The sequence below is a fragment of the Salinispora pacifica CNR114 genome (assembly GCF_000514775.1).
Lineage (GTDB): Bacteria > Actinomycetota > Actinomycetes > Mycobacteriales > Micromonosporaceae > Micromonospora > Micromonospora pacifica.
In genome coordinates this window covers 240,880-262,634 of sequence record NZ_AZWO01000004.1, presented here as the reverse complement: position 1 = coordinate 262,634, position 21,755 = coordinate 240,880, and the positions used below count along the sequence as shown (strand labels likewise).

Annotated in this window: 17 protein-coding genes and 2 pseudogenes; 12 read left to right on the top strand and 7 right to left on the bottom strand. The window is 70.5% G+C overall.

The features are described 5' to 3' along the window. Window positions 1-110 precede the first annotated feature (110 nt). Together B118_RS0103415 and B118_RS0103410 are read left to right on the top strand one after the other, a co-directional pair. Window positions 111-1,055: a hypothetical protein gene (locus tag B118_RS0103415; RefSeq protein ID WP_018219311.1), complete on the top strand. Its 945-nt coding sequence runs from the start codon at window positions 111-113 to the stop codon at window positions 1,053-1,055. Further along, window positions 1,052-2,737 (top strand): M16 family metallopeptidase, encoded by a 1,686-nt coding sequence (locus B118_RS0103410; protein ID WP_018219312.1) that lies wholly within the window; start codon window positions 1,052-1,054, stop codon window positions 2,735-2,737. The genes B118_RS0103415 and B118_RS0103410 overlap by 4 nt, the downstream gene beginning before the upstream one ends. 1 nt (window position 2,738) lies before the next feature. On the opposite strand, the gene B118_RS0103405 is transcribed toward B118_RS0103410, so the two are convergent. Further along, window positions 2,739-6,047: an AfsR/SARP family transcriptional regulator gene (locus B118_RS0103405; protein ID WP_028192372.1), complete on the bottom strand. Its 3,309-nt coding sequence runs from the start codon at window positions 6,045-6,047 to the stop codon at window positions 2,739-2,741. Window positions 6,048-6,176: 129 nt separating this feature from the next. Between B118_RS0103405 and B118_RS0103400 the strand changes: the two genes are divergently transcribed. The 3 genes and pseudogenes from B118_RS0103400 to B118_RS33825 form a co-directional block, all read left to right on the top strand. Next, window positions 6,177-6,845: a DUF899 domain-containing protein gene (locus B118_RS0103400; RefSeq protein ID WP_018219314.1), complete on the top strand. Its 669-nt coding sequence runs from the start codon at window positions 6,177-6,179 to the stop codon at window positions 6,843-6,845. Window positions 6,846-6,882: 37 nt separating this feature from the next. Then, a pseudogene (locus B118_RS33830) lies at window positions 6,883-7,050 on the top strand (MFS transporter); the annotation flags it as partial. 9 nt (window positions 7,051-7,059) lie between these two features. Beyond that, window positions 7,060-7,867, top strand: a pseudogene (locus B118_RS33825) (MFS transporter); the annotation flags it as partial. Here B118_RS33825 and B118_RS0103380 read toward each other — a convergent pair. From B118_RS0103380 to B118_RS0103370, 3 genes are all read right to left on the bottom strand, one after another. Beyond that, entirely contained in the window at window positions 7,818-8,675 is an 858-nt protein-coding gene (locus B118_RS0103380) for an SDR family NAD(P)-dependent oxidoreductase (RefSeq protein WP_018219316.1), read from the bottom strand. The pseudogene B118_RS33825 and the gene B118_RS0103380 overlap by 50 nt on opposite strands. Window positions 8,676-8,857: 182 nt before the next feature. Beyond that, the gene (locus tag B118_RS0103375; protein WP_018810463.1) at window positions 8,858-9,514 is read right to left on the bottom strand and encodes a response regulator; all 657 of its coding nucleotides are present in this window, start codon (window positions 9,512-9,514) and stop codon (window positions 8,858-8,860) included. Next, entirely contained in the window at window positions 9,511-10,647 is a 1,137-nt protein-coding gene (locus tag B118_RS0103370) for a sensor histidine kinase (protein ID WP_018810464.1), read from the bottom strand. The genes B118_RS0103375 and B118_RS0103370 overlap by 4 nt, the downstream gene beginning before the upstream one ends. A 148-nt stretch (window positions 10,648-10,795) precedes the next feature. Here B118_RS0103370 and B118_RS0103365 point away from each other — a divergent pair, with 148 nt between their 5' ends. The 4 genes from B118_RS0103365 to B118_RS0103350 all read left to right on the top strand — a co-directional run bounded on the left by B118_RS0103365 (window position 10,796) and on the right by B118_RS0103350 (window position 15,272). Beyond that, on the top strand, window positions 10,796-11,539 hold the full coding sequence (locus tag B118_RS0103365) for an ABC transporter ATP-binding protein (RefSeq protein WP_028192371.1): 744 nt from the start codon (window positions 10,796-10,798) through the stop codon (window positions 11,537-11,539). After that, window positions 11,536-13,989, top strand: coding sequence for an ABC transporter permease (locus B118_RS0103360; protein WP_028192370.1), 2,454 nt, complete (start codon window positions 11,536-11,538; stop codon window positions 13,987-13,989). Before B118_RS0103365 ends, B118_RS0103360 begins: the two co-directional genes overlap by 4 nt. A gap of 115 nt (window positions 13,990-14,104) precedes the next feature. Then, complete coding sequence (locus B118_RS0103355; protein ID WP_018810467.1) at window positions 14,105-14,545, top strand: cupin domain-containing protein; 441 nt, start codon at window positions 14,105-14,107, stop codon at window positions 14,543-14,545. A 61-nt stretch (window positions 14,546-14,606) separates the two neighbouring features. Further along, window positions 14,607-15,272 (top strand): helix-turn-helix domain-containing protein, encoded by a 666-nt coding sequence (locus tag B118_RS0103350; RefSeq protein ID WP_018219319.1) that lies wholly within the window; start codon window positions 14,607-14,609, stop codon window positions 15,270-15,272. On the opposite strand, the gene B118_RS0103345 is transcribed toward B118_RS0103350, so the two are convergent. Together B118_RS0103345 and B118_RS0103340 are read right to left on the bottom strand one after the other, a co-directional pair. Then, the gene (locus tag B118_RS0103345) at window positions 15,261-15,656 is read right to left on the bottom strand and encodes a VOC family protein (protein ID WP_026270509.1); all 396 of its coding nucleotides are present in this window, start codon (window positions 15,654-15,656) and stop codon (window positions 15,261-15,263) included. The two genes, B118_RS0103350 and B118_RS0103345, sit on opposite strands and share 12 nt — an antisense overlap. Before the next feature lie 138 nt (window positions 15,657-15,794). Continuing rightward, the gene (locus B118_RS0103340; RefSeq protein WP_018810469.1) at window positions 15,795-16,418 is read right to left on the bottom strand and encodes a DUF998 domain-containing protein; all 624 of its coding nucleotides are present in this window, start codon (window positions 16,416-16,418) and stop codon (window positions 15,795-15,797) included. A gap of 131 nt (window positions 16,419-16,549) precedes the next feature. On the opposite strand from B118_RS0103340, the gene B118_RS0103335 reads away from it, so the two are divergent. Together B118_RS0103335 and B118_RS0103330 are read left to right on the top strand one after the other, a co-directional pair. After that, window positions 16,550-17,839 (top strand): sensor histidine kinase, encoded by a 1,290-nt coding sequence (locus B118_RS0103335; protein WP_027645409.1) that lies wholly within the window; start codon window positions 16,550-16,552, stop codon window positions 17,837-17,839. Next, window positions 17,827-18,498: a response regulator transcription factor gene (locus tag B118_RS0103330; RefSeq protein ID WP_028184975.1), complete on the top strand. Its 672-nt coding sequence runs from the start codon at window positions 17,827-17,829 to the stop codon at window positions 18,496-18,498. Before B118_RS0103335 ends, B118_RS0103330 begins: the two co-directional genes overlap by 13 nt. 25 nt (window positions 18,499-18,523) lie before the next feature. Here B118_RS0103330 and B118_RS0103325 read toward each other — a convergent pair whose 3' ends face one another. After that, window positions 18,524-19,360, bottom strand: a complete 837-nt coding sequence (locus tag B118_RS0103325) for a serine hydrolase (protein ID WP_028192369.1) — start codon at window positions 19,358-19,360, stop codon at window positions 18,524-18,526. 224 nt (window positions 19,361-19,584) lie between these two features. On the opposite strand from B118_RS0103325, the gene B118_RS0103320 reads away from it, so the two are divergent. Beyond that, the gene (locus tag B118_RS0103320) at window positions 19,585-21,753 is read left to right on the top strand and encodes a carbohydrate-binding module family 20 domain-containing protein (RefSeq protein WP_028192368.1); all 2,169 of its coding nucleotides are present in this window, start codon (window positions 19,585-19,587) and stop codon (window positions 21,751-21,753) included. Window positions 21,754-21,755 lie beyond the last annotated feature (2 nt).

Below are 21,755 nucleotides of genomic sequence, written 5' to 3'. Positions count from 1 at the left end.
GGCGCGTATTGAGCAATACAGTAATGAAACGGGTCGCTATCAATTGACGTGGCCCGGTGGTCCGCCAATCCGGTTGGTTGGTTGCGTCGCAGTCGGCTTAGGATCCCCGCATGTCCACCGCGCCCGTACTCACCACCGACCTCGCTACCGCCTATCGCGAGCTCTCCGACCTGCGCGCTGGCGTGCTGGATGGTGACTGGGTCGCGCTGCGACGCCTGGTCGACGGCCAGCGCCCGGCTACCCGGACCGAGATGATCGTTTACGCTGGCTCGCTGCCACCGACCGCGGCACTCGCCCGGCGGCAGGTCGAGGCCGACCCGGCCGACGGGCTCGCCGCCGCGCTGCTCGGCAAATGCCTGATCGTGAAGGCCTGGGAGGTGCGAACCGGCTATCGGGCCCAGTACGTCAGCCAGGACCAGTTCCGCGAGTTCCATCGGATCCTGCGTGGCGCCGAACAGATGTTGATCGACGCCGCCGCGTACCAGCCGGGTGACCCGGCGATCTGGTATTGCCGCCTTCTCACCGCCCGAGGCCTCGAACTCGGCCAGGCAGAGGCGCGTCGCCGCTACGACCGGCTCGCCGAAGGCGACCCGCACCACCTGCCGGGACAGCTGCAGTATCTACAGCAGATCTGTCCGAAGTGGGGTGGTTCGTACCACGGGATGCACTCCTTCGCCTGGGACGCGATGCTGGCTGCGCCGGAGGGCGCGGCACAGGGCAGTCTTGTCGCCCAAGCCCACTACGAGCACCTGACCGAACTGGCGGGCACCGAACGGGCCGACTACCGCAAGGACCTTCGGGTCCGGGAGGAGCTACGCGAGGCTGCCGCCCGATCGGTGCTGCATCCGGCTTTCGGCACGGAACACGGCTGGGTCGACGCGGTCAGCCGGTTCGCGCTGATCTACAGCGTCCTCGGCGCCCACGCCCTCGCGGCCCCGTACTTCGCCGCGGTCGGCAATCTGGTCAGTGAAAGCGTCTGGGGATACTTCGATGACCCGGTGAAAGAGTTTGACGACTTCCGCCGTAAGGCGATGGCGAAAGGTGACTGGCGATGATCCGGCAGCTGGAGGTCGACGGGGTGCCGGCGCTGCTCGCCCCGACTACGGGGCCCACCCACGCCGGACTCATGTTTCGGGTTGGTCAGGCCGACGAGACCCTGGCCCGGCGTGGGATCACCCACCTGCTGGAGCATCTCGTGCTACACCCGTTGGGAACCGCCGACTATCACTACAACGGCACCACCGGTAGCGTCGTCACCCACTTTCACCTACAGGGGTCGGTTGACGACATCACCACGTTCCTGACGGGCGTGTGCAAGAGCCTGCGTGAGTTACCGGCCAGTCGGGTGGAGACGGAAAAGGCGATCCTGCGGACCGAGTGGAACAGCAAGTCCGGCTCCAGCCTGGACGAGCTGCCGCTGTGGCGATACGGCGCCCGCGGCCACGGCCTGCTCAGCTATCCCGAGTGGGGCCTGCACGCGGTCTCCCTGGAGGACCTGCAGGATTGGGCCCGACGCTACTTCACCAAGGAGAACGCGGTGCTGTGGCTGGCGGGAGCGGACCTACCGGCCGGGCTGCGAATCGACCTTCCAACCGGCCAGCGGATGCCGGTCCCAGCGCCGTCGTCGGCGCTGCCCCAGACCCCGGCGTTCTTCTCCGGCTCCGGCGGCCTGACCGCCATCAACGCCGTGGCTGCCCGTAGCGTGGCCGCCAGCGTGTTCGCCGGGGCGCTGGAGCGGGAACTCTTTCAGGCGCTGCGCCAACGGGACGGACTGTCCTACACCGCTGCCACCAACTACGAACCGCGTGGCGACGGGTACGCGACCATAACCGCACTCGCCGATGCCCTGCCCGAGAAGCAGGATGCGGTGCTCGGCGGATTCATTGACGTTCTGGCGAAGGTTCGGGTCGGTCGGATTGACGAGGCGAACATCGCCGCGGTGATCGGCAAGGCCACGGAGGCGCTCTCCGCTGAGGACGTCGACAGCGCCCGGCTGGCCTCGGCCGCGTTCGACGTGCTCACCGGGGAGGGCCTTACCGCCAGCGACGACCTGCTACGACAGGTGAAGGAGGTTACCCCGGAGGCGGTGCACGAGGTCGCGACCGACGTACTCGCGGACTCGTTGCTGATGACACCGCGTGGGCGTACCGCGGACTGGGCCGGATTCGTCGCTGCACCGACCTCGTCGACCGCAGTCGTTACCGGCACCGACTATCCTGGGCAGGGTGGTCTGACCCAGCGACTCGTCGTCGGGAACGATGGGGTGAGCGTGGTCAGCAACGACAGTGACGAGTTCGTCACCGTCCACTACGATACCTGTGCCGCGCTGCTCACCTGGCCGGACGGCGGCCGACAACTCCTTGGCGCGGACGGCATCTCGGTTCGCCTCGAACCGACTCTCTATCCGGGCTTGCCCACCCAAGCGGTGGATCAGGCGGTACCCGCGCGGGTTCGGGTGGAGCTGCCGGCCCGTGATCCGGCGGAGATCCCGCAGCCGCCCCCGGTATCCCGGCGACCCGGCGTCTTCCGTCGGTTCCGCAGTTTCAGCACCCGGAAGAAGGCTCGCGTCGTCGCACTCGGCTGCGTCACGGCCGGAGTTGTCGGCCTGTCCGCGACGATGTTCATTGGCACGATGACCGGCCAGGTGGAGCTGAGGGCGATAACAGTCATCGGCGGCTTGGTGGGCCCCGTTCTGCTCGTCCGTTCGGTCGTCAAAGCCTGGAAGGAGCCGTACTGAGTCACCCCACGTCCGCGGGTGGCCGAGTCGCACCGGCCCCCTGCCCAGAGTGAGCTCGGTGCGCGCAGGAGGGGGCGTACGCCTGCTCGGGGCGCAGCCCCGTGCCTCGGTCGAACTCCGCGGCGAACCTCGGGGCACCCAGCGCGGCGCGGGCGGCGGCGGTGATTCGGTCCACGTCTCCCCGCTCCCCGGCCGGCAGTGGCGCGCCCACCGAGTCGCGCGCCATCGCCGCTGCGCCGAGCAGCCGGGCCGCCCGCGTGGGGCGACCGTCGATGGCAGCCACGCCGGCCAGCCCCTCCAGCGCCAGCGCCTGCGCCCGCGGGTCGCCGACGGCGCTCGCCAGGGCGAACGACTCGGCGTGCAGGGAATCCGCGGCGGGGGCGGCGCCCTGCAGTTCGGCGATGAAACCCAGCTCCGCCAGGAGCAGGGCCCGCACCACGTCGGCGTCCAGGCCCGGCTGCCGAGTCCAGTCCAGGACGCTCCGTAGCAACCGCTCCGCATCGGCGAGGCGGCCCTCGCGGCGGGCGCCGAGCCCCAGCCCGATCTGCGCGTACAGCTCCGCCGGTTTGCAGCTCTGCGCGGCGGCCAGTCGCAGCGCGCGCTCGTGGAATTCGCGGGCCCGGTCGTAGTCGCCGGTGAGGAGCGCGATGCGGCCCAGGCCGGAGAGGCGGTCCGCGGCCTCCAGCCACAGCCCCAGCCCCTCGGCCAGCTCCAGGCCCTCCCGGTGCAGCCGGGCCGCTTCCGGATAGTCCCCGGTGGCCTCCGCCCGGTTGGTGAGCGGGAAGGACGCCTGCAACTGGCCCCACCGGTCGCCCAGCTCGCGGAAGAGGGCGACGGCACGTTCGCCGTCCCGGCGTACCGCCGCCAGGTCGCCGTGAGCCAGTGCCTGACTCGCCCGCAGGCTCAGCGCGGCGGCGACCCCCCACCGGTCGCCGAGCCGCTCGAACTCCGGCAACACCTCGTGGACCAGGGTCTTGCTGCTGGCCACATCGCCGGTGTTGAGCAGCGCGAGCCCGAGGAAGGCCACGGCCCGCGCCCGCGCCGCCAACCCCTCCCCGGCTGGCCAGCCGCTCAGCGCGGGGGCAACCAGCGGTGCGTGTTCGCCGCCGCGCTCCAGCAGCGCCAGTCCGGCGCGCCAGCAGGCGGCGGCGGCCCGTGGCGTCGCCGGCGCGGGACCGGCGACAGCGAGCGCGGCCTCGATTGATCGGCGCGTCTCCCGCAACCGGCCCCGCAGGTAGCCGTACCAGGCCAGCGCGGTGCTCAGGTCGAGTGCCCCCGCCGCGTCACCGTCAGCGACCGCATTGTCCAGCGCCTGCCGCAGGTTGGCGGTCTCCTGGTCGAGCCGGGCCAGCCACTGCCGCTGCTTCGGGCCGCGCAGCTCCTCATCGGCCCGGCGGGCCAGCGCGGTGTAGTACCGCCGGTGACGGAGACGGACTGTCGCCACCTCGTTCGCCTCCCGCAACCGCTCGGCGCAGTAGGCCGCCACGGACTCCAGCAGCCGGTGCCGCGGCCCGACCGGCGTCTCGGTCAGGACCACCAGCGAGCGGTCGACCAGGCGGGCCACCAGGTCGAGAACCCGCTCGGCAGGGAGATCATCGTCGGCGCACACCACCTCGGCGGCCTCCAGCGTGCAACCGTCGGCGTGCACCGCAAGCCGCCGCAGGACAAGCTGTTCGGGCTCGCCGAGCAGCTCCCAGCTCCAGTCGATCATCGCGCGGAGGGTCTGCTGGCGGGGTGGTGCGCCCCGGTGCCCGCGGGTCAGTACCCGGAATCGATCGTCGATCCGGGTCAGCAGACCGTGGACTCCCAGTGCGCGGACCCGGGTGGCGGCCAGCTCCAGCGCCAGCGGGATTCCGTCGAGCCGATGGCACAGCTCGGCGACCTCTCGGGCGTTCGTCTCGTCGAGCGCGAACGCGGGCGCGGCGGCTCTCGCCCGGGTGACGAAGAATCGGACCGCGCTCGCCCGGGCGAGCAACACCGGGTCGCCGACCGCGGGATCCGGCAGGGCCAGCGGAGGTACGGCGCAGACCTGCTCGCCGGCGACGCCCAGCGGCTCCTGGCTGGTGGCCAGCAGGCGGACGCCCGGCGCGTGTCGCAGTACCCGGTTGGCCAGCTCGGCGACGGACTCGACGACGTGTTCGCAGTTGTCCAGGAGCAGCAGGAGTTGGCGACCACGTAGCGCCGCCAGCAACCGCTCGGGCGGCGTGGCGGGCGGGTGCTCCGCGTGTTCGCGGACGCCGAGCACCGCGAGGATCGCCCCGGCCAGGACCGCCGGGTCGGCTTCCAGGGCCGCTAGCTCCACCAGCCACACCCCGTCCGGGTACGCCCCGGCTACCTGGTGGGCCGCCTCGACCGCCATGCGGGTCTTGCCCACCCCGCCGGAGCCCACCAGGGTTACCAGCCGGCCGGCATCGAGTAGACGGTGGAGGTCGCGTACCGCCTCCTCCCGGCCGATCAGCTCGGTCAGCGCTACGGGAAGGTTTCCCGGCACCCGTGCTGGAGACACCGCGCCCGGCGGCGGTGGCGCGATGGTGACCGGGCTGCTCGTCGCCGTTGGGGCGAGCAGCGCCGGGTCCTGCGACAGGATCGCCCGGTGGAGGGCGACCAGCTCGGGACCGGGATCCACGCCCAAATCGTCGGCGAGCTGCCGACGGAATCGGTCGTAGCTGTCCAGCGCCTCACCCTGTCGGCCCGCGCGATACAGCACCCGCAGATGCAGGGCACGCAGGCGCTCCCGGTACGGGTGGTGGGTCAGCAGGTCGCCGAGCTCCCCGCTGTGCGGGTGGTGCTCGCCGAGGGTGAGCCGGGCCTCGGCCCGGTCCTCGATGGCGGTCAACCGCTGCTCCGCCAGCCGCGCGGCCAGTGCCGTGGCGAACGGGGCCTCGGGGAAGTCGGCCAGCACCGGGCCCCGCCACAGCCCGAGCGCCTCGTCGAGGAGCGCGGCCCGGTTGGGCGCGGCGGCGGTGTTGGCGGCCCGCTCCAGCAAGGCCGTGAACCGTTCGGCGTCGGTCGGCTCCGGGCCCGTCCGGAGCAGGTAGCCCGGCGGGTGGGAGAGCACGCGGTCGCGGGCGCCGGGGGTCGCGGCGTCCAGGGCACGGCGCAGTCGCCAGACCTTCGTCTGCAGTGCCCCGGTCGGGTTGGCCGGTGGCCGGTCCGTCCACACCTGCTCGCGGAGCCGGTCGATCGACACCGGCTGCCCCTCGTGGGCCAGCAGGGTGGCGAGCAGGAGCCGGACCTTCAGATCGGGCACGGTGACCGGTGTGCCGTCCGCCGTCCAGACACCCAGCGGACCGAGGAGCCCGAAGCGCATGGGGGCACCGTAGCCCAGGGCCCCGACAACGGACCGTGATTTCGCCGGGATTGGACCGAGAGTGCCGCCGGACAGGGTGGACCAGGAGGCTGGGATCCACCGGCCGCACCCCAGGAACGGAGAAAGATCGTGAACCTGCCACCGGTTGTGTCCGCCCAGGAGTGGCAGGCCGCGCGCGAGCGGCTGCTGGTCAAGGAGAAGGAGGCGACCCGAGCCCGGGACGCGCTCGCCGCCGAGCGCCGCCGGCTGCCAATGACCCGCATCGAGCAGGAGTACGTCTTCGACGGGCCCGCCGGCCGGGTCGGCCTGGCCGACGTGTTCGAGGGACGGCGGCAGCTGGTCGTCTACCACTTCATGCTCACCCCCGACTCGTCGCACCACTGCGAGGGCTGCTCCATGTTCGTGGACAACCTCGGGCACCCGGCTCACCTGAACGCACGGGATACCACAGTCGCGTTGATCTCGCGGGCGCCCCGGGCCGAGATCACGCCGTTCCAGGAGCGGATGGGCTGGACGTTGCCCTGGTACTCGTCCTACGGCACCGACTTCAACCCCGACTTCGGGCTGACGTCGGAGGCGGGGGAGTCCTTTGGCCTAAGTGTCTTCCTGCGCGACGGCGACGAGGTGTACCGCACGTACTTCACCACTGGGCGCGGCGTTGAGGCCCTCGGCAGCAACTGGACCCTGCTCGACCTGACTCCGCTGGGCCGGCAGGAGACCTGGGAGGAGACTCCGGGCGGGCGGCCGCAGGGCACGCCGTACAGCTGGTGGCGGCTGCACGACGACTACGACGGGTAGATCCGGGGCCGGTGCGCGGACTCGACGGGATCCTTTGATGGACATCAACGAGAGCCGAGCTGGCCGGCGGGAATGGGTGGGGCTCGCGGTGCTCGCCCTGCCCACGCTGCTGCTGGCACTTGACCTCAACGTGCTGTACCTGGCGTTACCGCAGTTGAGCGCCGACCTGGCGCCGGATGCCGCCCAACTGCTGTGGATCATGGACAGCTAGGGCCTCATCATGCTGGTCGGTGGGACCACCATCGGGGGCATCGCCCTGCTCTTCGCGCAGTACGCCCAGCTCGTCGTGGGCCTCCCCCCGCTGCGAGCCGGCCGGTGGATGTTGCCGTACGCGATCGCCATGCTGGCCGGTTCGATGCTGGCGCCGCTGCTCGCGCGGCGCGTCACCCCGGGCTACGTGGTGGCCGGCGGCATGGTGGTCGCGGCGGTCGGCTACTCGCTGATCGGCCTGGTGGGCAGCGCCGGTGGGGCTCGGCCTGGCAGTGCTCGGCCTGGTACTGGTCTACCTCGGGTTCGGCCCCGGGGCCGTGTTGGGCACCGATCTGGCCATCGGGGCCGCTCCACCACAGCGGGCCGGGTCCGCATCGTCGATCTCCGAGACCAGCACCGAACTCGGGGTCGCGCTTGGTGTCGCGCTGCTGGGCAGCGTCGGCACAGCGGTGTACCGCAGTGCGGTCGCCGCCGCCATCCCGGTGGGCCTGCCAGGAGATGCCGGCGAGGCGGCTGCGGAATCCCTCGCCGGCGCCACCGTCGTCGCCGAGCAGCTGCCCGAGCCGGCCGGCGCGGCGCTGCTGGAGGCGGCGCGGGTCGCGTTCACCGGTGGCTTCAACACCGCCGGCGGGGTGAGCGCCGGGCTGGCGGTGCTCCTCGCCGTGTTGTCGGCGTCGCTGCTGCGCCGGGTTCGTCCGACGGCGGAGCGGCCGGCCTCCGCCGGCTCGCCCCCACCGCACATCGAGCGGGAGCCTGTTAGCCCTACTGGGCGACCCAGCCCCGGGTCTCCCCGAGGACGGCCGAACCATTGAGGTCCGACAGCGACCGGCCCACAAAGTCCCGCGCCTCGTTCGAGGTCTGCGTCCGGAAGGGCAGCTCCGGCGCGGTCAGCACCTCCATGACCACAGCTGCGACCTCGTCGGACGTTTGAGGCTTGCCGGTGTCCGCCTCGTACATCGCCTGGACCCGCTGCACGTACGCGGTAAGCGCCGGCGCGTACGGCCCGGCCTGCGCCACCATGGCCGGGATGTCCACGTTGGCGTTGGCCACGAATTCGCTGACAACTGCGGCGGGCTCGATGATGCCAACCTGCACGCCGACCGTGCGGGCGACCGGCGCCAGCGACTGCATGAAGCCCTCGACGGCGAACTTGGCGGCGCAGTACGCCTCGTTGAAGGGCTGCCCGACACTGCCACCGACGCTGCTGATGGTCAGGAGGCGGCCGCCGCTGGACCGCAGGTGCGGCATCGCCGCCTGGGATACCTGGATCACGCCGAAGAAGTTCACCTCGACGCAGGCGCGGATGTCGGCGAGGTCGTCATTCTCCACGGTGCCGAGGTACGCGGCGCCGGCGTTGTTGATCACGGCGTCGAGCCGGCCGTGCTCGGCCGCCACCGAGTCGATACCGTCCCGGACCGACTCGTCGGTGACGTCGAGGGCACGGATATCCAGGGACACCCCGGCGGCCGCCGCGGCGGCGTTCAACGCCTCCGCCCTTGTGGTGTCCCGCATCGTAGCCACGGTCGTCCAGCCCGCACGGGCGCAGGCGATGGCGGTGGCCAGTCCGATTCCGGAGGACGTTCCAGTGATCAGGACGCAGCGATTCGGGTTCGTGTTCAATGCTCACCCCAGGTCGGAACGGGATTTCCGGCCGTCCGGCAAACGCGGTGTGCCTGCCATGGACATCCGTTCATCCGACAGTACGCGGTGAGCCGCTCCGCGGCCGCCGAGTCGCGGGATCCGGGTCCCGCCCGACCCCGGGTCCCGCCCGAGGGCGGTACGGATCGTGGGCAGCCGCCGGGTCAGCCGACGACGCCGTTGCGGTATGCCCAGATCACGATGTTGACGCGGTCCCGTACGCCGAGCTTCGCCAGCACCCGGCCGACGTGGGTCTTCACCGTGACCTCGGCGAGGTGTAGCCGTTGGGCGATCTCGGCGTTGCTTGCTCCCGCCACGACCAGGTGGAAGACGTCGCGCTCCCGGGCGGTGAAGTCATCAATGCCTGTGCGCCGCTGAGCCGGTCTCGGCCCGGCCCGACCGGCTGTCAGGCGCCGGGTGGTTGCCGATGCGAGGACGACCTCCCCCCGGTGCACGGTGTGAATGGCTGCGATGAGCGCCTCGGCGGTCGAATCCTTGAGTAGGTAGCCACTGGCGCCGGCATCGAGGATCCGGGTCGCGTAGTCATCGCTGTCGTATGTGGTCAGTGCGATGATCTTCGGGCGGGGCCCGGGGGCGGCGAGGATGGCCCGGGTGGCGGTAATACCGTCGGTGTGGGGCATCCGGATGTCCATCAGAATGACGTCCGGCTGGTGCGCGGTGGCGAGGTCAACCGCTTCCGCACCGGTGGCGGCGGTGGCGACTACCCGCAGGCCGGCGGCGGAGTTGACGACGAGCGTGAATCCCGTACGGACGAGGTCCTGGTCGTCGGCGATGAGCACCGTGATGGGCGGCTCGGTCACGACAGCGTTCCCTCCTGGACCAGCGGCCACCGGGTGGTGACCGTGAATTCTGCCCCGGTGGTCACCGTGTAGCCTCCGTTGAAGAGCGCGCACCGCTGTCGAATGCCGGCCAGGCCCTGCCCCGGAACCGGCGCCCTGCCATCGTGTCCCACCAGTGGGTTTGTCACGGTGACGGTGAGTAGCCCAGGCTGCCAGTGCATCTGCAGCTGTGCCTGTTGCCGGGGTGTGTGCTTGATGACGTTGGTGAGCGACTCCTGGATCACCCGGTAGACGGCGAGATCCATCCCGGGCCCGAGGGGCTGCTCGGATCCCTCCGTGCTCAGGGTCACCGGGAGACCAGCGGCGGCGACGCTGGTCAGTAGCGCGGGTAGCGCGCGTAGCCCCTTCGCATCCAGCTCGTCGTCCGCTTCGGCGACGGTGGTGAGTAGGCGTTTGACGTCGGTGAGTGCTTCCCGACCGGTGCCCGCGATCTGATCGAACAGTGGACCGGCGACGACGGCGTCGGCGCGGGCGGCGACCCGCCCACCCTCGGCCTGAGCGATGATCGAGGCCAGCGAGTGCGCGATGATGTCGTGCATCTCGCGGTTGATCCGGGCCCGCTCCTCGTGCACCGCGAGTTGGGCGCGGACGGCGCTCTCCGCTTCGGCGAGTCGCCGGCGATGCTCGGCATGCGCCACGGCACCGCGCTGCTGGCGGTGCCGCAACCCGGTCGACCAGGCGGCGAGCGACGTCGCCGCGATCACGCTGCCGAGCAGCCCGGCGCCGCCCGGCCAACTCGGCACGGTGTGCAGGACGTAGCCGGTCACCACCAGGGCGCCGATCACGCCGAGTAGGAGGCCGGTGTGCCGCATCCGCTCGGTGGCGTACGCCGCGACTGCGTGCACGGCGACCAGGCCGACGAGGTCACCGGGGAAGAGAAGGCTCTGCGTCACCAGTAGCTGGATGCCCGAGATGAGCGCTGCGAGTCCGAGCATGGTCAGCGGTGCGACCCGGCGGATCGTCAGCAACGGGGCCAGCGTTGCCGACCAGTACCAGGCCGGCAGTCCGGTGAGCCCGAGTGCCAAGCAGCCGGCCCCGGCGGCGATCGCGATGCCGGTGTCAACCACCAGCGCCCGCTTCGTTTCGACCCGCACTCGTTCAGGGTATTCAGGGAGCCGTTGTTGGGGAATTGCCGCTTCCCCCGACGATACCGAAGCCTCGATACCAAGGTATCGGCCTGCGAGCGAGAAGCGATGCCCCGGACGGATGTGTCCGACCGGGAGCCTGCCTACCGTCGGTGAGATGGTGATGCAGACGGCGTGTGCCGACATGGTCAGCTGCCGAGACGTCTACAAGACGTACGGTGCCGGAGAGTCCGCAATCCGGGCAGTGGACGGGGTTTCCGCCAACTTTGCCGTCGGCGAGTTCACCGCCATCATGGGCCCCTCCGGGTCCGGAAAGACCACGTTGATGCAGCTGCTGGCCGGATTGGACACCCCTACCGAGGGTTCGGTCTGCGTAGCCGGCGCACCGCTGGCGGGGCTGGACGACCGCGCGCTGACCGATCTGCGGCGAGATCGGATCGGCTTCATCTTCCAGGCGTTCAATCTGCTGCCCACGCTGACCGCTCGGCAGAACATCACGCTTCCGCTGCGGCTCGCCGGCCGGTCGGTTGATCCGGTGCGGCTGCGGATCATCAGCGACCGGCTGCGGATCGGCGACCGGCTGGAGCACCGCCCGACCGAGCTGTCCGGGGGCGAGCAGCAGCGCGTCGCGGTAGCCCGGGCCCTGTTGGCCCAGCCCAGTGTCGTGTTCGCCGACGAACCGACCGGTGCGCTGGATATCGCCACCGGGCGGGCCCTGCTGGTCGGCCTGCGGGACGCGGCACGGCGGTACGGGCAGACGATCATCATGGTGACGCACGATCCCGGCGCCGCGGCCCACGCCGACCGGGCCCTGGTGATGGCCGACGGCCGGATCCGCGACGAGCTGCGTCAGCCCACTCGGGACACCATCCTCGCCTCGCTGGCCGCGGTGACGGTATGAGGGTGATCGTCGCACTGGCCTGGGCACAGGTCCGTACCTATCCGACCCGGTTTCTGGCAATCATCGCGGCGGTTCTGCTGGCGACGGGGTTCCTCGCCGCCACCGCCACCTTCATCGCCACCGCCAGCGAGGGGCTACGCCGCACCGCGGCGGCGCCGCTCACCACGGCCGACATCGTTATCGCTGCGGCGGACTCGACCTCCGACCCAAGTTGGTACCGAACGGTGGCGGAGGTCCCGCACGTTCGCACGGTCGATCCGCAGTTCGCGCGAACGGTCAGCGTCGTCAGTGGCGAGCGACGCGGTTCCGCGAACGTGCAGAGCATCGCCGCCACCGCCGCGGTCCGCTGGTTCGACCTGGACCGTGGCTCGTGGCCTACTGGGCCCCAGCAGGTCGTCGCCGACCAGCGGACCCTCGACGAGCTGGGGGCGGGCGTCGGCGACCCAGTGACCTTCCGGCAGGGCGACCGGCCGGCGGTCACTGTCACCGTGACGGGCTCGACCGACCTGGGGTTCCGTCCGTTGGCCGGTGCGTCATTCCGCTTCTACGCCGACCCGGCCTACTTCGCCGACGACGTGCCGCGCGCCGCCCTGGTCACGATCGACGACCCGAACCGGCTCGAGGCCACCATCGACCTGATTGATCGCATCCTGCCGTCGGGCGCGTCGGCGGTGAGTGCTTCCGCCGCGGCGGACGAGGCCGCCGCGCGCCTCGTCGGGGGGAGTACCCAGCTGATCGTGTTGATGCTTGCCCTCGTCGCGGTGGCCCTGCTGGCCGCCATCCTGGTCATCGCCAACACCTTCCAGGTGGTGGCCGCCCAACGAGTTCGTCAGACCGCCCTGCTGCGACTCGTCGGCGGGCACCGAAGTCAGGTCAGCCGGATCCTGCTGGCTGAGGCCGCCATCGTGGGCACGATCGGCGCCGTCGTGGGTGCGGCGGCGGGTGTCGTGGTCGGCTACCTCGGCGCCGACCTGCTCAGCATCAGCGGTGGTGGCCTACGGGTGAACCCGCTGACCCTGGCCGGCAGCGTGTTGGTCGGGATTACGGCCACGCTCTTCGCCGTCGGGTTGCCAACCCGACGCGCCGCGGGCGTCGCGCCGGTCCGGGCGCTCGGGGAGCTTCCCGAGGTGCCGCTCGCTGCGGTCCGCGCTCCGCGCCGTCTGGTCGCCGGCGTGGTGGTCACGTTCGGTGCGGTCGCGGTGCTGGCCGTGGCGGGGGCCGGCGGCTCGCTGCCACTGGCCCTCGCCGGTGGCCTTTTGTTGGCGGCCGGCCTGCTGCCCGTCCTGCCCCGGCTGATCGCGCAGCTGCTGCAGCCGATCGCCCGGGTGTCGGAGCGACTCGGCGTCGCCGCTGGCCTGGCCGGGAGCAACCTGAACCGGAACGCCCGGCGGACCGCCACGGCGGCGATGGCCGTGGTGGTCGGCGCGGCCCTGATCGCCTGCCTGACCGTGGCGGCCAGAACCGGACAGGCCACGGTGGAGGCGGACCTGGCGGCCCGCTACCCGGTGGCCGTAAGCGCCCACACCGAAGGCACCCCCGTCGACGGTGCCACGGCTCGGGCTCTCGCCGCGGTACCCGAGCTGGCCGCCTCGGCCACCGTGGGCACGGTAAACGCCCGGTTCTCCGACGCTGGCAAGGCCACCCCGACTCGAATCGCCGCCCTGCCCGCCAGCCTGGCCGACCGGCTGGCGCCCGAACTCGCCGCACCGACCGAAGTGCCGGTCCTCCTCGTACCTGAGGCGTACCTGGCCGCTCGCGGCTTACCGGAGGGCAGCCCGGTGAGCGTCGGTGTCGGCGACCGGAACTTAAGCTTTGCCGCCCGCACCTCCCGGCTGGCCGACACTACGGGGCAACTCCTCGGGGTGACCTCCGCCGACGCGCTCGCAGCCCAGGGCGTCCCGGCGACTCCCACCACGATCTGGGCGGTGGCGGATCCCGACTTCGACCGGGCGGCCCTGGCCGACCGGGTGCATGCGGTCACCGCCGGTGATCTGGAGGTGGAGTTGGGCGGGGGCATCACCGAGGGGGGTGACCTCGCCGAGGTGCTCGCCATCCTGCTCGGGCTGGCACTCGCGATGCTCGGCGTAACCGTGATCATCTCGCTGCTCGGCGTGGCGAACCTGCTGGGCCTGTCGGTCATCGAGCGTACGCCGGAGCTGGCTCTGTTGCGGGCGCTCGGCACTCGGCGCGGGCGACTACGGGCGATGCTCGCCATTGAGGCGGTGGCCATCACCGTGCTCGGCGCCGGCACCGGCCTGCTGATCGGCGTACCGGTGGGCCTGGTCGGCGCGACCGCCACCGTGGGCGCGACGGCCACACCGGTCATTGCGCTGCCCTGGTTGCAGTTGGCGCTGCTGCTGGTCGTGGCGGTGGTGACCGGGGTGCTGGCCAGCGTCGTACCGGCGCAACGGGCGACGCGGATCTCTCCGGTGCTGAGCTGGACCCGTTAGGTTGTCTCGCGGATCTTGGTGGTACGTCTGCCGTCCCTGTTACCGTCAGGCGGTCGCCTTCGTGCCAGGTCCCCGTGGTTTCGCCCCGGTGACATCTCAGCGAGAGGAGTTTCGCGTGCCGGATGTGCAGCGGTCGGAGCTGGTCGAACTGCTTGATCTCGCGCCCCACCCCGAGGGCGGCTGGTTCCGAGAGACGTGGCGCTCGACCCAGACGCTGCGTCCCACCGGGTACGACGGCAGCCGGAGCGCGGCTACGGCCATCTATTTCCTGCTGCACCCGGGTGAGCGTTCCCGTTGGCATGTGGTGCGCTCGGACGAGCTGTGGTTGTGGCATTCGGGCGGTCCGCTGACGCTGCGCTTCGGCGGCTCTGGCCAGCAGCCGGCGGACGACTCCAGAGAGGTTGCTCTCGGCGCGGATGTCTCCGCCGGTCAGCGTCCGCAGGTGCTGATTCCGGGTGGGATGTGGCAGGCCGCGATCCCCGCCGGTGACCAGCCGGTCCTGGTCAGCTGTGTGGTGGCACCCGGGTTCGACTTCGCTGACTTCCAGCTGGAATAGGGGTTTCGCCGGGGGAGCGGCGGCTGCCGCGTCGTCATACCTGCGGAGGAGGATCGCGGGCGTGTACGAAGAACTAGCCTCGCCGCTGCCGTACGTCGTCGCGTGGCGTAGCGTCACGGCACCGGGTGGCGCTCCGGCACGGGTGCTGCCCGACGGTTGCCTCGACCTGATCTGGCGGGACGGTGGGGTCTTTGTCGCGGGGCCGGACACGTCCGCTCGGATGGCCTCCTCCGCGCCGGGCAGTCGTTACGCCGCGCTGCGCTTCGGTGCCGGGACCGGGCCCGGCGTGCTCGGCATACCCGCCAGCGAGGTGGTCGATCGGCAGGTGCCGTTGGAAACGGTGTGGCCGCCGGCCTCCGTCCGCGCCATCGCCGAGGCGGCGGATCCGCTCGCCGCCTTGACGGCCGCGGCGCGCCGTCGCTGGCACGGCACCGACCGGGTGCTGGTTTCCTTGGCCGGTGCCGCGCGGGCCGGACTGTCCGTTGGCCTGGTCGCGGCGCGCTGCGGCCTCAGCTCCCGGCAGCTGCAGCGACGCAGCAATGCCGCGTTCGGTTACGGGCCGAAGACCCTGCACCGGATCCTGCGGATGCAGCGGGCCGTCGCGTTGGCGCGGACCGGTCAGCCCTTCGCGTCGGTAGCAACCGAGGCGGGCTACGCCGACCAGGCCCACCTCGCCCGCGAGGTGCGGGCGTTGGCCGGGGTGCCGCTCACCGCGCTACTGGGGTGACGTGAGCTGGGCGAAGAGGTCCACGACGTTGTCGTCCGGGTCACGCACCTGTGCATAGCGTTGTCCCCACGGTGCGTCCCAGGGCTCCTGAACCGACGGGTAGCCGGCGGCGACGAGGTCGGCGTGGAGTTTCTCCACCTCGCCCGCGTCCGCGCAGCGAAAGGCCCAACCGCCGGAGGGCGGTCCAGGTTCGTAGTCGGGGTCGAACGACCGTATTGAGGCGTGGGTGTCCCACATGAGACGGATGCCGCCGGAGACGGTCACCTCGACGTGCGGCTCATCCTCCGCGCCGGCCGGAAACGGCAGGCCGAGTCGGCGGTAGAAGGATAGAGATGCTGCCATGTCGGCCACCGCAAGGCCGATCGCGCTGAAGGTGGGTGCCATGACCTCGACGGTACGAGCGGCTCGCCGCTCCGTCTTGAACGAATCGGACGGGACTGGGATGTCCTGGTCCGGGCGGACACCCCCGGCTGCCCCGCTCCACCGCGCCGCGGCTTCGACGTGGCGGGCCACACCCCCGCCTCACCGGGCGAGCCGCACCGCCACCGCGGATGTCCAGATGAACAGGGGGAACACGGCTACCCGTTCCATGCCGCCGACGCCGATGCCGAGGTCAACCTGGGCCAGGAACAGGGCTGTACCGCCCAACCCGACCAGGCCCAGGGTGAGGCTGAGCGGGCGCATCGAGGTCAGCACCGGTGAGCGGCGGGCCAGCGCGGCCACGAGCATTCCGCCGTTGGCCAGGAAGAAGATCAGTATGGCCCCGAGGAAATGCTTGTTCTCGTTGACATCCGCTGGGTAGGCCCCAGCCAGGACGTAGCCGCTCGCGCCGGCGAGCGTCAGCAGCTGCACGGTCCGTGCGGCGATTCCGGGTCCCAGCGCTGACCAGGTGAGAAAGACGCCGAGTGCGAGCAGTACCCCGGTGCTGACCATGGCGCTGTTCATCGCGACATGCCAGGGCGAGCACACTTCACGAGGGCGGGTGGTGTCCCACCTCCCACAGGTCACATTGCCCAGGTCACTGATGTTGTTGGTGCTCCAGCTGAAGCGTGGCTGCCGCCAGGCCAAACCGATTGTCAGGTTTGCGGCGAGGAAGAGCGGGGCGGCGAGCAGCCAGCTGTGAGCGCCAAGGCGGTGTATACCCATTCGGCAAGTCCAGCGCGTTCCGGCGGGCCTCGCACTGGGCCTGGTCAGTCAGTCAGAGGTAGGGCTGGGTATACCCGAGGAATACACGTACGCAGCTGGTTCGACCTATCTGTCCTGGTTAGCGTTGCCGCATGACCTTGGATCGACCCCGACACCTGGTGGCGGCACTTCGCCGGCGTGGCTACCTGCTCTCATCCTGGCCGTGGCGTGCCCTGGCGTACGCCGCCGGCACCCTCCCGATCGCCGGCGCCCTCTTCGCTGGGCTGCTCGTTGTCGCCGTACCCCTGTGGGCGGTTGTCTCTGCGGTGCGGAAGGGTCAGTCGGTGGAGCTTCCCGTCATCATATTTCTCACCGTCGCCGGGCTGGCCCTGCTCGCCCTGGCGCCGATCGTGAGTGCCGTGGTGGCTCCGTTCGAGCGGTGGCGGCTCGGCCTGGTTGACCCACGTCCGCTTGCGGGAGCGCGGCTCCGGGGTCTGGCCGCCCGCTACACCAGCCCAGCGGCGTGGCGGGAAGTGGCCTACCTCTGCTGGCTGGGCGGGGCGGTGCCGGTCGCGTACTGGATGCTCTTTTTGCTCATTCTGCTGGACTTCACGCTGATCGCCAGCCCTTGGTTGGCCGTCGACAGCGACCGGGTCATCCTCGTCCAGACCACGGTCGACACCCCAGGCCAGGCGATCCCGTACGCGGTCGTGGGCCTGCTGTTCATTCCGGTGTTGTGGTACCTGCTCGGGCTGCTCGTCGCCGTTCAGGCGGTCGTGGCCCGCCGGTTGCTCGGGGGACCCGTGGCTGGGGTGGCGCTGCGCGAGGTCACCCGCTCCCGGACCCGGCTGGTCAACGCGTACGAGGCCGAACGCCGCCGGATCGAGCGGGATGTACACGACGCGGCCCAGCCCCGGCTGACCAGCCTCACCCTCCAGCTCGGCCTGGCGAAGCTCGACGTGCCCGACGACTCCCCGGCCGCGAAGCCACTGGCCATCGCACACGGACAGGCCAAGGACCTGATGGTGACGCTCCGGCAGATCGTGCAGGGCATCCGCCCGCAGCACCTCGCCGAGCTCGGTCTCGCCGGCGCCGTCCGGGAACTGGCCGCGGCCACCACCGTACCGGTCGCCGTCCACTCCGACCTCCGGCAACCCCTGCCGGAGCTGGTCGAGACCACCGCCTACTTCGTGGTCTCCGAGTCCGTCAGCAACGTGGCCCAGCACGCTCAGGCGACCCGGGCCGAGGTGCGGTTGACCCAGGCCGACCAGGACCTCGTCGTGGAGGTCGAAGACGACGGCCGCGGCGGTGCCAGCCCCGGCCAGGGCACCGGCCTGACCGGCCTCGCCGACCGGGTCGCCGCGGTCAACGGACGGCTGCTGCTCGCCAGCCCGGCCGGTGGCCCCACCGTGCTGCGGGTGGAGCTGCCATGCCACCGCTGACCCGGGTCGTGCTCGCCGAGGACGAGGTTCTGTTGCGCGAGGGCCTCGTCGGCCTGCTGACCAGATTCGACTTCGAGGTGGTCGCCGCGGTCGGCTCCGCGCCGGCACTGCTGGACACGGTCCGTACCCAGAAACCGGACCTGGTCGTGACCGATATCCGTATGCCGCCCCAGCACCGGGATGACGGCCTGCGCGCGGCCGTCACGCTGCGTGCGGAACAGCCGCATCTAGCAGTCGTGGTGCTCAGCCAGTACGTGCAGAGCGAGTACGCCTCCGCCCTGCTCAACAGTGGTGACGGGCGCCGGGTCGGCTATCTGCTCAAGGACCGGGTCGCCGACGTCGCCGACTTCGTCGCGACGCTGCGGCGGGTGGCGGCTGGCGGAACAGCCATCGACCCCGACGTCGTACGGCAGCTGTTGCTTCGCCCCCGTGACCCGCTCGCCGCCCTGTCCACCCGCGAACGCGAGGTACTCGCGCTGATTGCCGAAGGTCACTCCAACGCGGCGATCGCGGGGAAGCTCTTCATCACCGAGGCGGCGATCGGCAAGCATGTCGGCAACATCCTGACCAAGCTTGAGCTGCCGCCCAGTGATGACACCAATCGCCGGGTGTTGGCTGTCCTCACCTACCTACGCACGGGCCCGCCGCACCCCTCGTAGGGGCGGGTCTCTCCCCGGCCCGCCGTCAGGTGAGCAGTGGCTCCATGATGCTGGGGGTGGTCGCCTCGGTATTGCTGAGCACCACGAACCGGCGGTCCAGTTCCGGAATGTGCCCGACGAACGTCTTGTAGCCCGCGTTGTGGCCGCTGTGGTGCCACCACCGCCGGTTGTTGAGTTCGCCCAGGAAGACGCCGTAGCCGTAGCCGCTCTCCTCCGGACCCTTGCCGGTCCGGGCCTGCTCGGTCAGCATCAGCGTGCGGTAGGGCTCGCCCAAAAGCCGGCCGCGCTGGAGGGCGTCGAGCCAGGTCAGCATGTCGTTGGCGGTTGACCACACGTCGCCGGCTCCCATGCCGACCACGTCCAGCTCCCAGGTCGGCAACGGCTGGCCGTCCGCGTCGTGGCCGAGTGCCAGGTTTGGTCGTGCGGTGGGCATTCCGGCGAAGGTCTGGGTCAGACCGAGGCGGTCGAAGATGCGCTCTGCCAGGAAGGCCCGGTAGGGCGTGTCGGCGGATCGTTGGACGATCTGCGCCAACAGCACGTACGCCGGGCTGCTGTATCTCCAGCCAGCGCCGGGTGGGAATTGCAGCGGTACGGAGTGAAAGGTTTTCAGTAGTTCGCTCGGCTGGACCCGCTGCCCCAGATCGATCATGGGGTAGTCGTCCCAGTGGCCGAGGCCGGAGGTGTGGCTGAGCAGGTGGTGCAGCCTGATGTCCCGCCACTGTTCCGGGCAGCCGTCGATCCAGCGGCTGATGGGATCCTCGAGGAGTAGCGTGCCCTCTTCCACCAGCAGGAGCAGGGCAGCGGCGGTGAACTGCTTGCTGACCGAGGCGAGCTGGAAGCGGGACTTTGTGTAGTCGGCCACGACGACCTCGTCGCCCTGTTGTACTGCTATGTCCACTTGGGCCATGCCGCACACCCTAGCGCGCTACGGGTGTGTGGCTTTGGTGGTCGCCGGACGGCGGGCAGTGAAGTTTCGAGAATGTTTCCGAAAACTCTTGCAACTTATTTCATAGATGCCGCATCGTGTTCGCTACCGGATGGCCGTCCGCCCTTGCCGAGCGCCCCTTCGCACGAGAGGTCCCCGTCATGGAAACCGCGAGACCACATCCAGTTGGCCGCACCGGCCGTCTGGTGCTCGCCGCCGCGCTGGTCGCGGTGGGCGGCACAGCGGTCGTCACCGCCGCGACCACCGCCAGCTCCGCCCGCGCCGCAGTCGTGCTCAACGACAGCGAGGTGACCGCCAACCTGTGGCAGTGGAACTGGAACTCGGTCGCCACCGCCTGCACCGACCACCTCGGCCCCGCCGGCTACGGCGCGGTGCAGGTGGCCCCGCCGCAGGAGTCGGTGTACCTACCCAACAGCGCTGACGGGGTGCACCCCTGGTACGAGGTCTACCAGCCGGTCTCGTACCAGCTGGAGAGCCGGTTCGGTAGCCGGGAGCAGTTCGCCGGTATGGTCAGCACCTGCCACGATGCGGGCGTGCGCGTCTATGTGGATGCGATCGTCAACCACATGGCCGGCACCAACAACCCGCCCGGCACCCGCGGCTACGCCGGCACCGAGTTCTCCGGCTACAGCTACCCCTCGGTTCCCTATGGCGGGGGCGACTTCCATCGCCCGGGCGACAACTGCCCGACCGACGGCTCCATCAATGACTGGGACAACGTAGCCCAGGTGACCAGCTGCGAGCTGCTCTCCCTGGCCGATCTCTACACCGAGAAGGAGTACGTGCGCGACACGATCGCGGGGTACCTGAACGACCTGATCGGCCTCGGCGTCGACGGTTTCCGGGTGGACGCGGTCAAGCACATTCGGAAGGACGACTTCGCGGCGATCCTCAGCCGGCTGGACGACACCGTCGCGGAGGGGAAGCGCCCCTACGTCGCCCAGGAGATCTTCGACGGCGCCAACAACCCTGACCTTCAGGCCCGGGCGTTCATCGGCAACGGCGACGTGCTCGACTTCGCGTACGCCAAGGGCATTCGCTCCGCCTTCCAGGGCTCGATCGCGACGTTGGGCAACATTCCGAACTGGAACCTCGACGCGCCGAGTGCCAACGTCTTCTCGATGGTCACCAATCACGACCTGGAGCGAGACGGGGTGGTGCTGTCGTACAAGGACGGCACCGACTACGTGCTCGCCAACTACTTCGCGCTGGCCTACCCGCACGGCAAACCGTCGGTCTTCGACAGCTTCACCTGGTCGAATCGGAATCAGTCCCCGCCACACAACGGTGGTGGGTATGTCACCGACACGGTCTGCGGTGGCGCCTGGAACTGCCTGAGCCAGAGCACCGGCATCAAGGGCATGGTGGGCTGGGCCAACGCGGCGCGTTCGGTCCAGAGCGTCGCCGACTTTACCGCGGTCAACGACAACGTGATCGGCTTCCACCGGGGCGACCGGGCCTGGATCGGCATCAACGACTCCGGTGGCACCGCCACCGCCACCTTCGCCACCGGCCTCGCCGACGGTGCCTACTGCGACGTCATCTCCGGCGCGGCCGACGGTAGCGGCTGCACCGGCGCTACGGTGAGTGTCACCGGCGGTCAGGCCACCGTGAGCATCCCGGCGAACAACGCTGTCGCCATCCACGTCAACGCCCGCCCCGGCGCGACGCCGTCGCCGACGGTCAGCCCCACCGGTGACCCCACCGACGAGATCGCCACGACCTTCACGGTCAGCGCGACCCCCAGCGCCGATCAGGACGTCTACGCCGTCGGTAGCATCGCCGAGCTCGGCTCCTGGGCCCCGGCCGCCGCGGTGCGGCTGACCCCGCAGGGTGGGAACACCTACCGCGGCACGATCGACCTGCCCCCGTCCACCGCGGTCGAGTACAAGTTCATCAAGGTGACCGGCGGGGGAGACGTGACCTGGGAATCCGGCGAGAACCGGAGCTTCACCACCCCCGCCTCCGGTACGTACGCGCTGACCGAGACCTTCCGGGGCGACTCGATCCCCGCCCCGGCGATCCCCAGTTCGTTCCACGCCACCGTCTACACCTACTTCGGGCAGAACGTCTTTGTGGTCGGTAATGTCGCGGAACTGGGCAGCTGGGATCCGGACAACGCCATCGCGCTCTCCGCGGCCGACTACCCGGTCTGGCGGGCGACCGTCGACCTGCCGCCGAGCACCCACATCGAGTACAAGTATGTGAAGAAGAATCCGGATGGTTCGGTGACCTGGGAGTCCCAGTCAAACCGAAGCTTCACCACCCCGGCCACCGGGACCCACACCAACACCGACACCTGGCGGTAGCG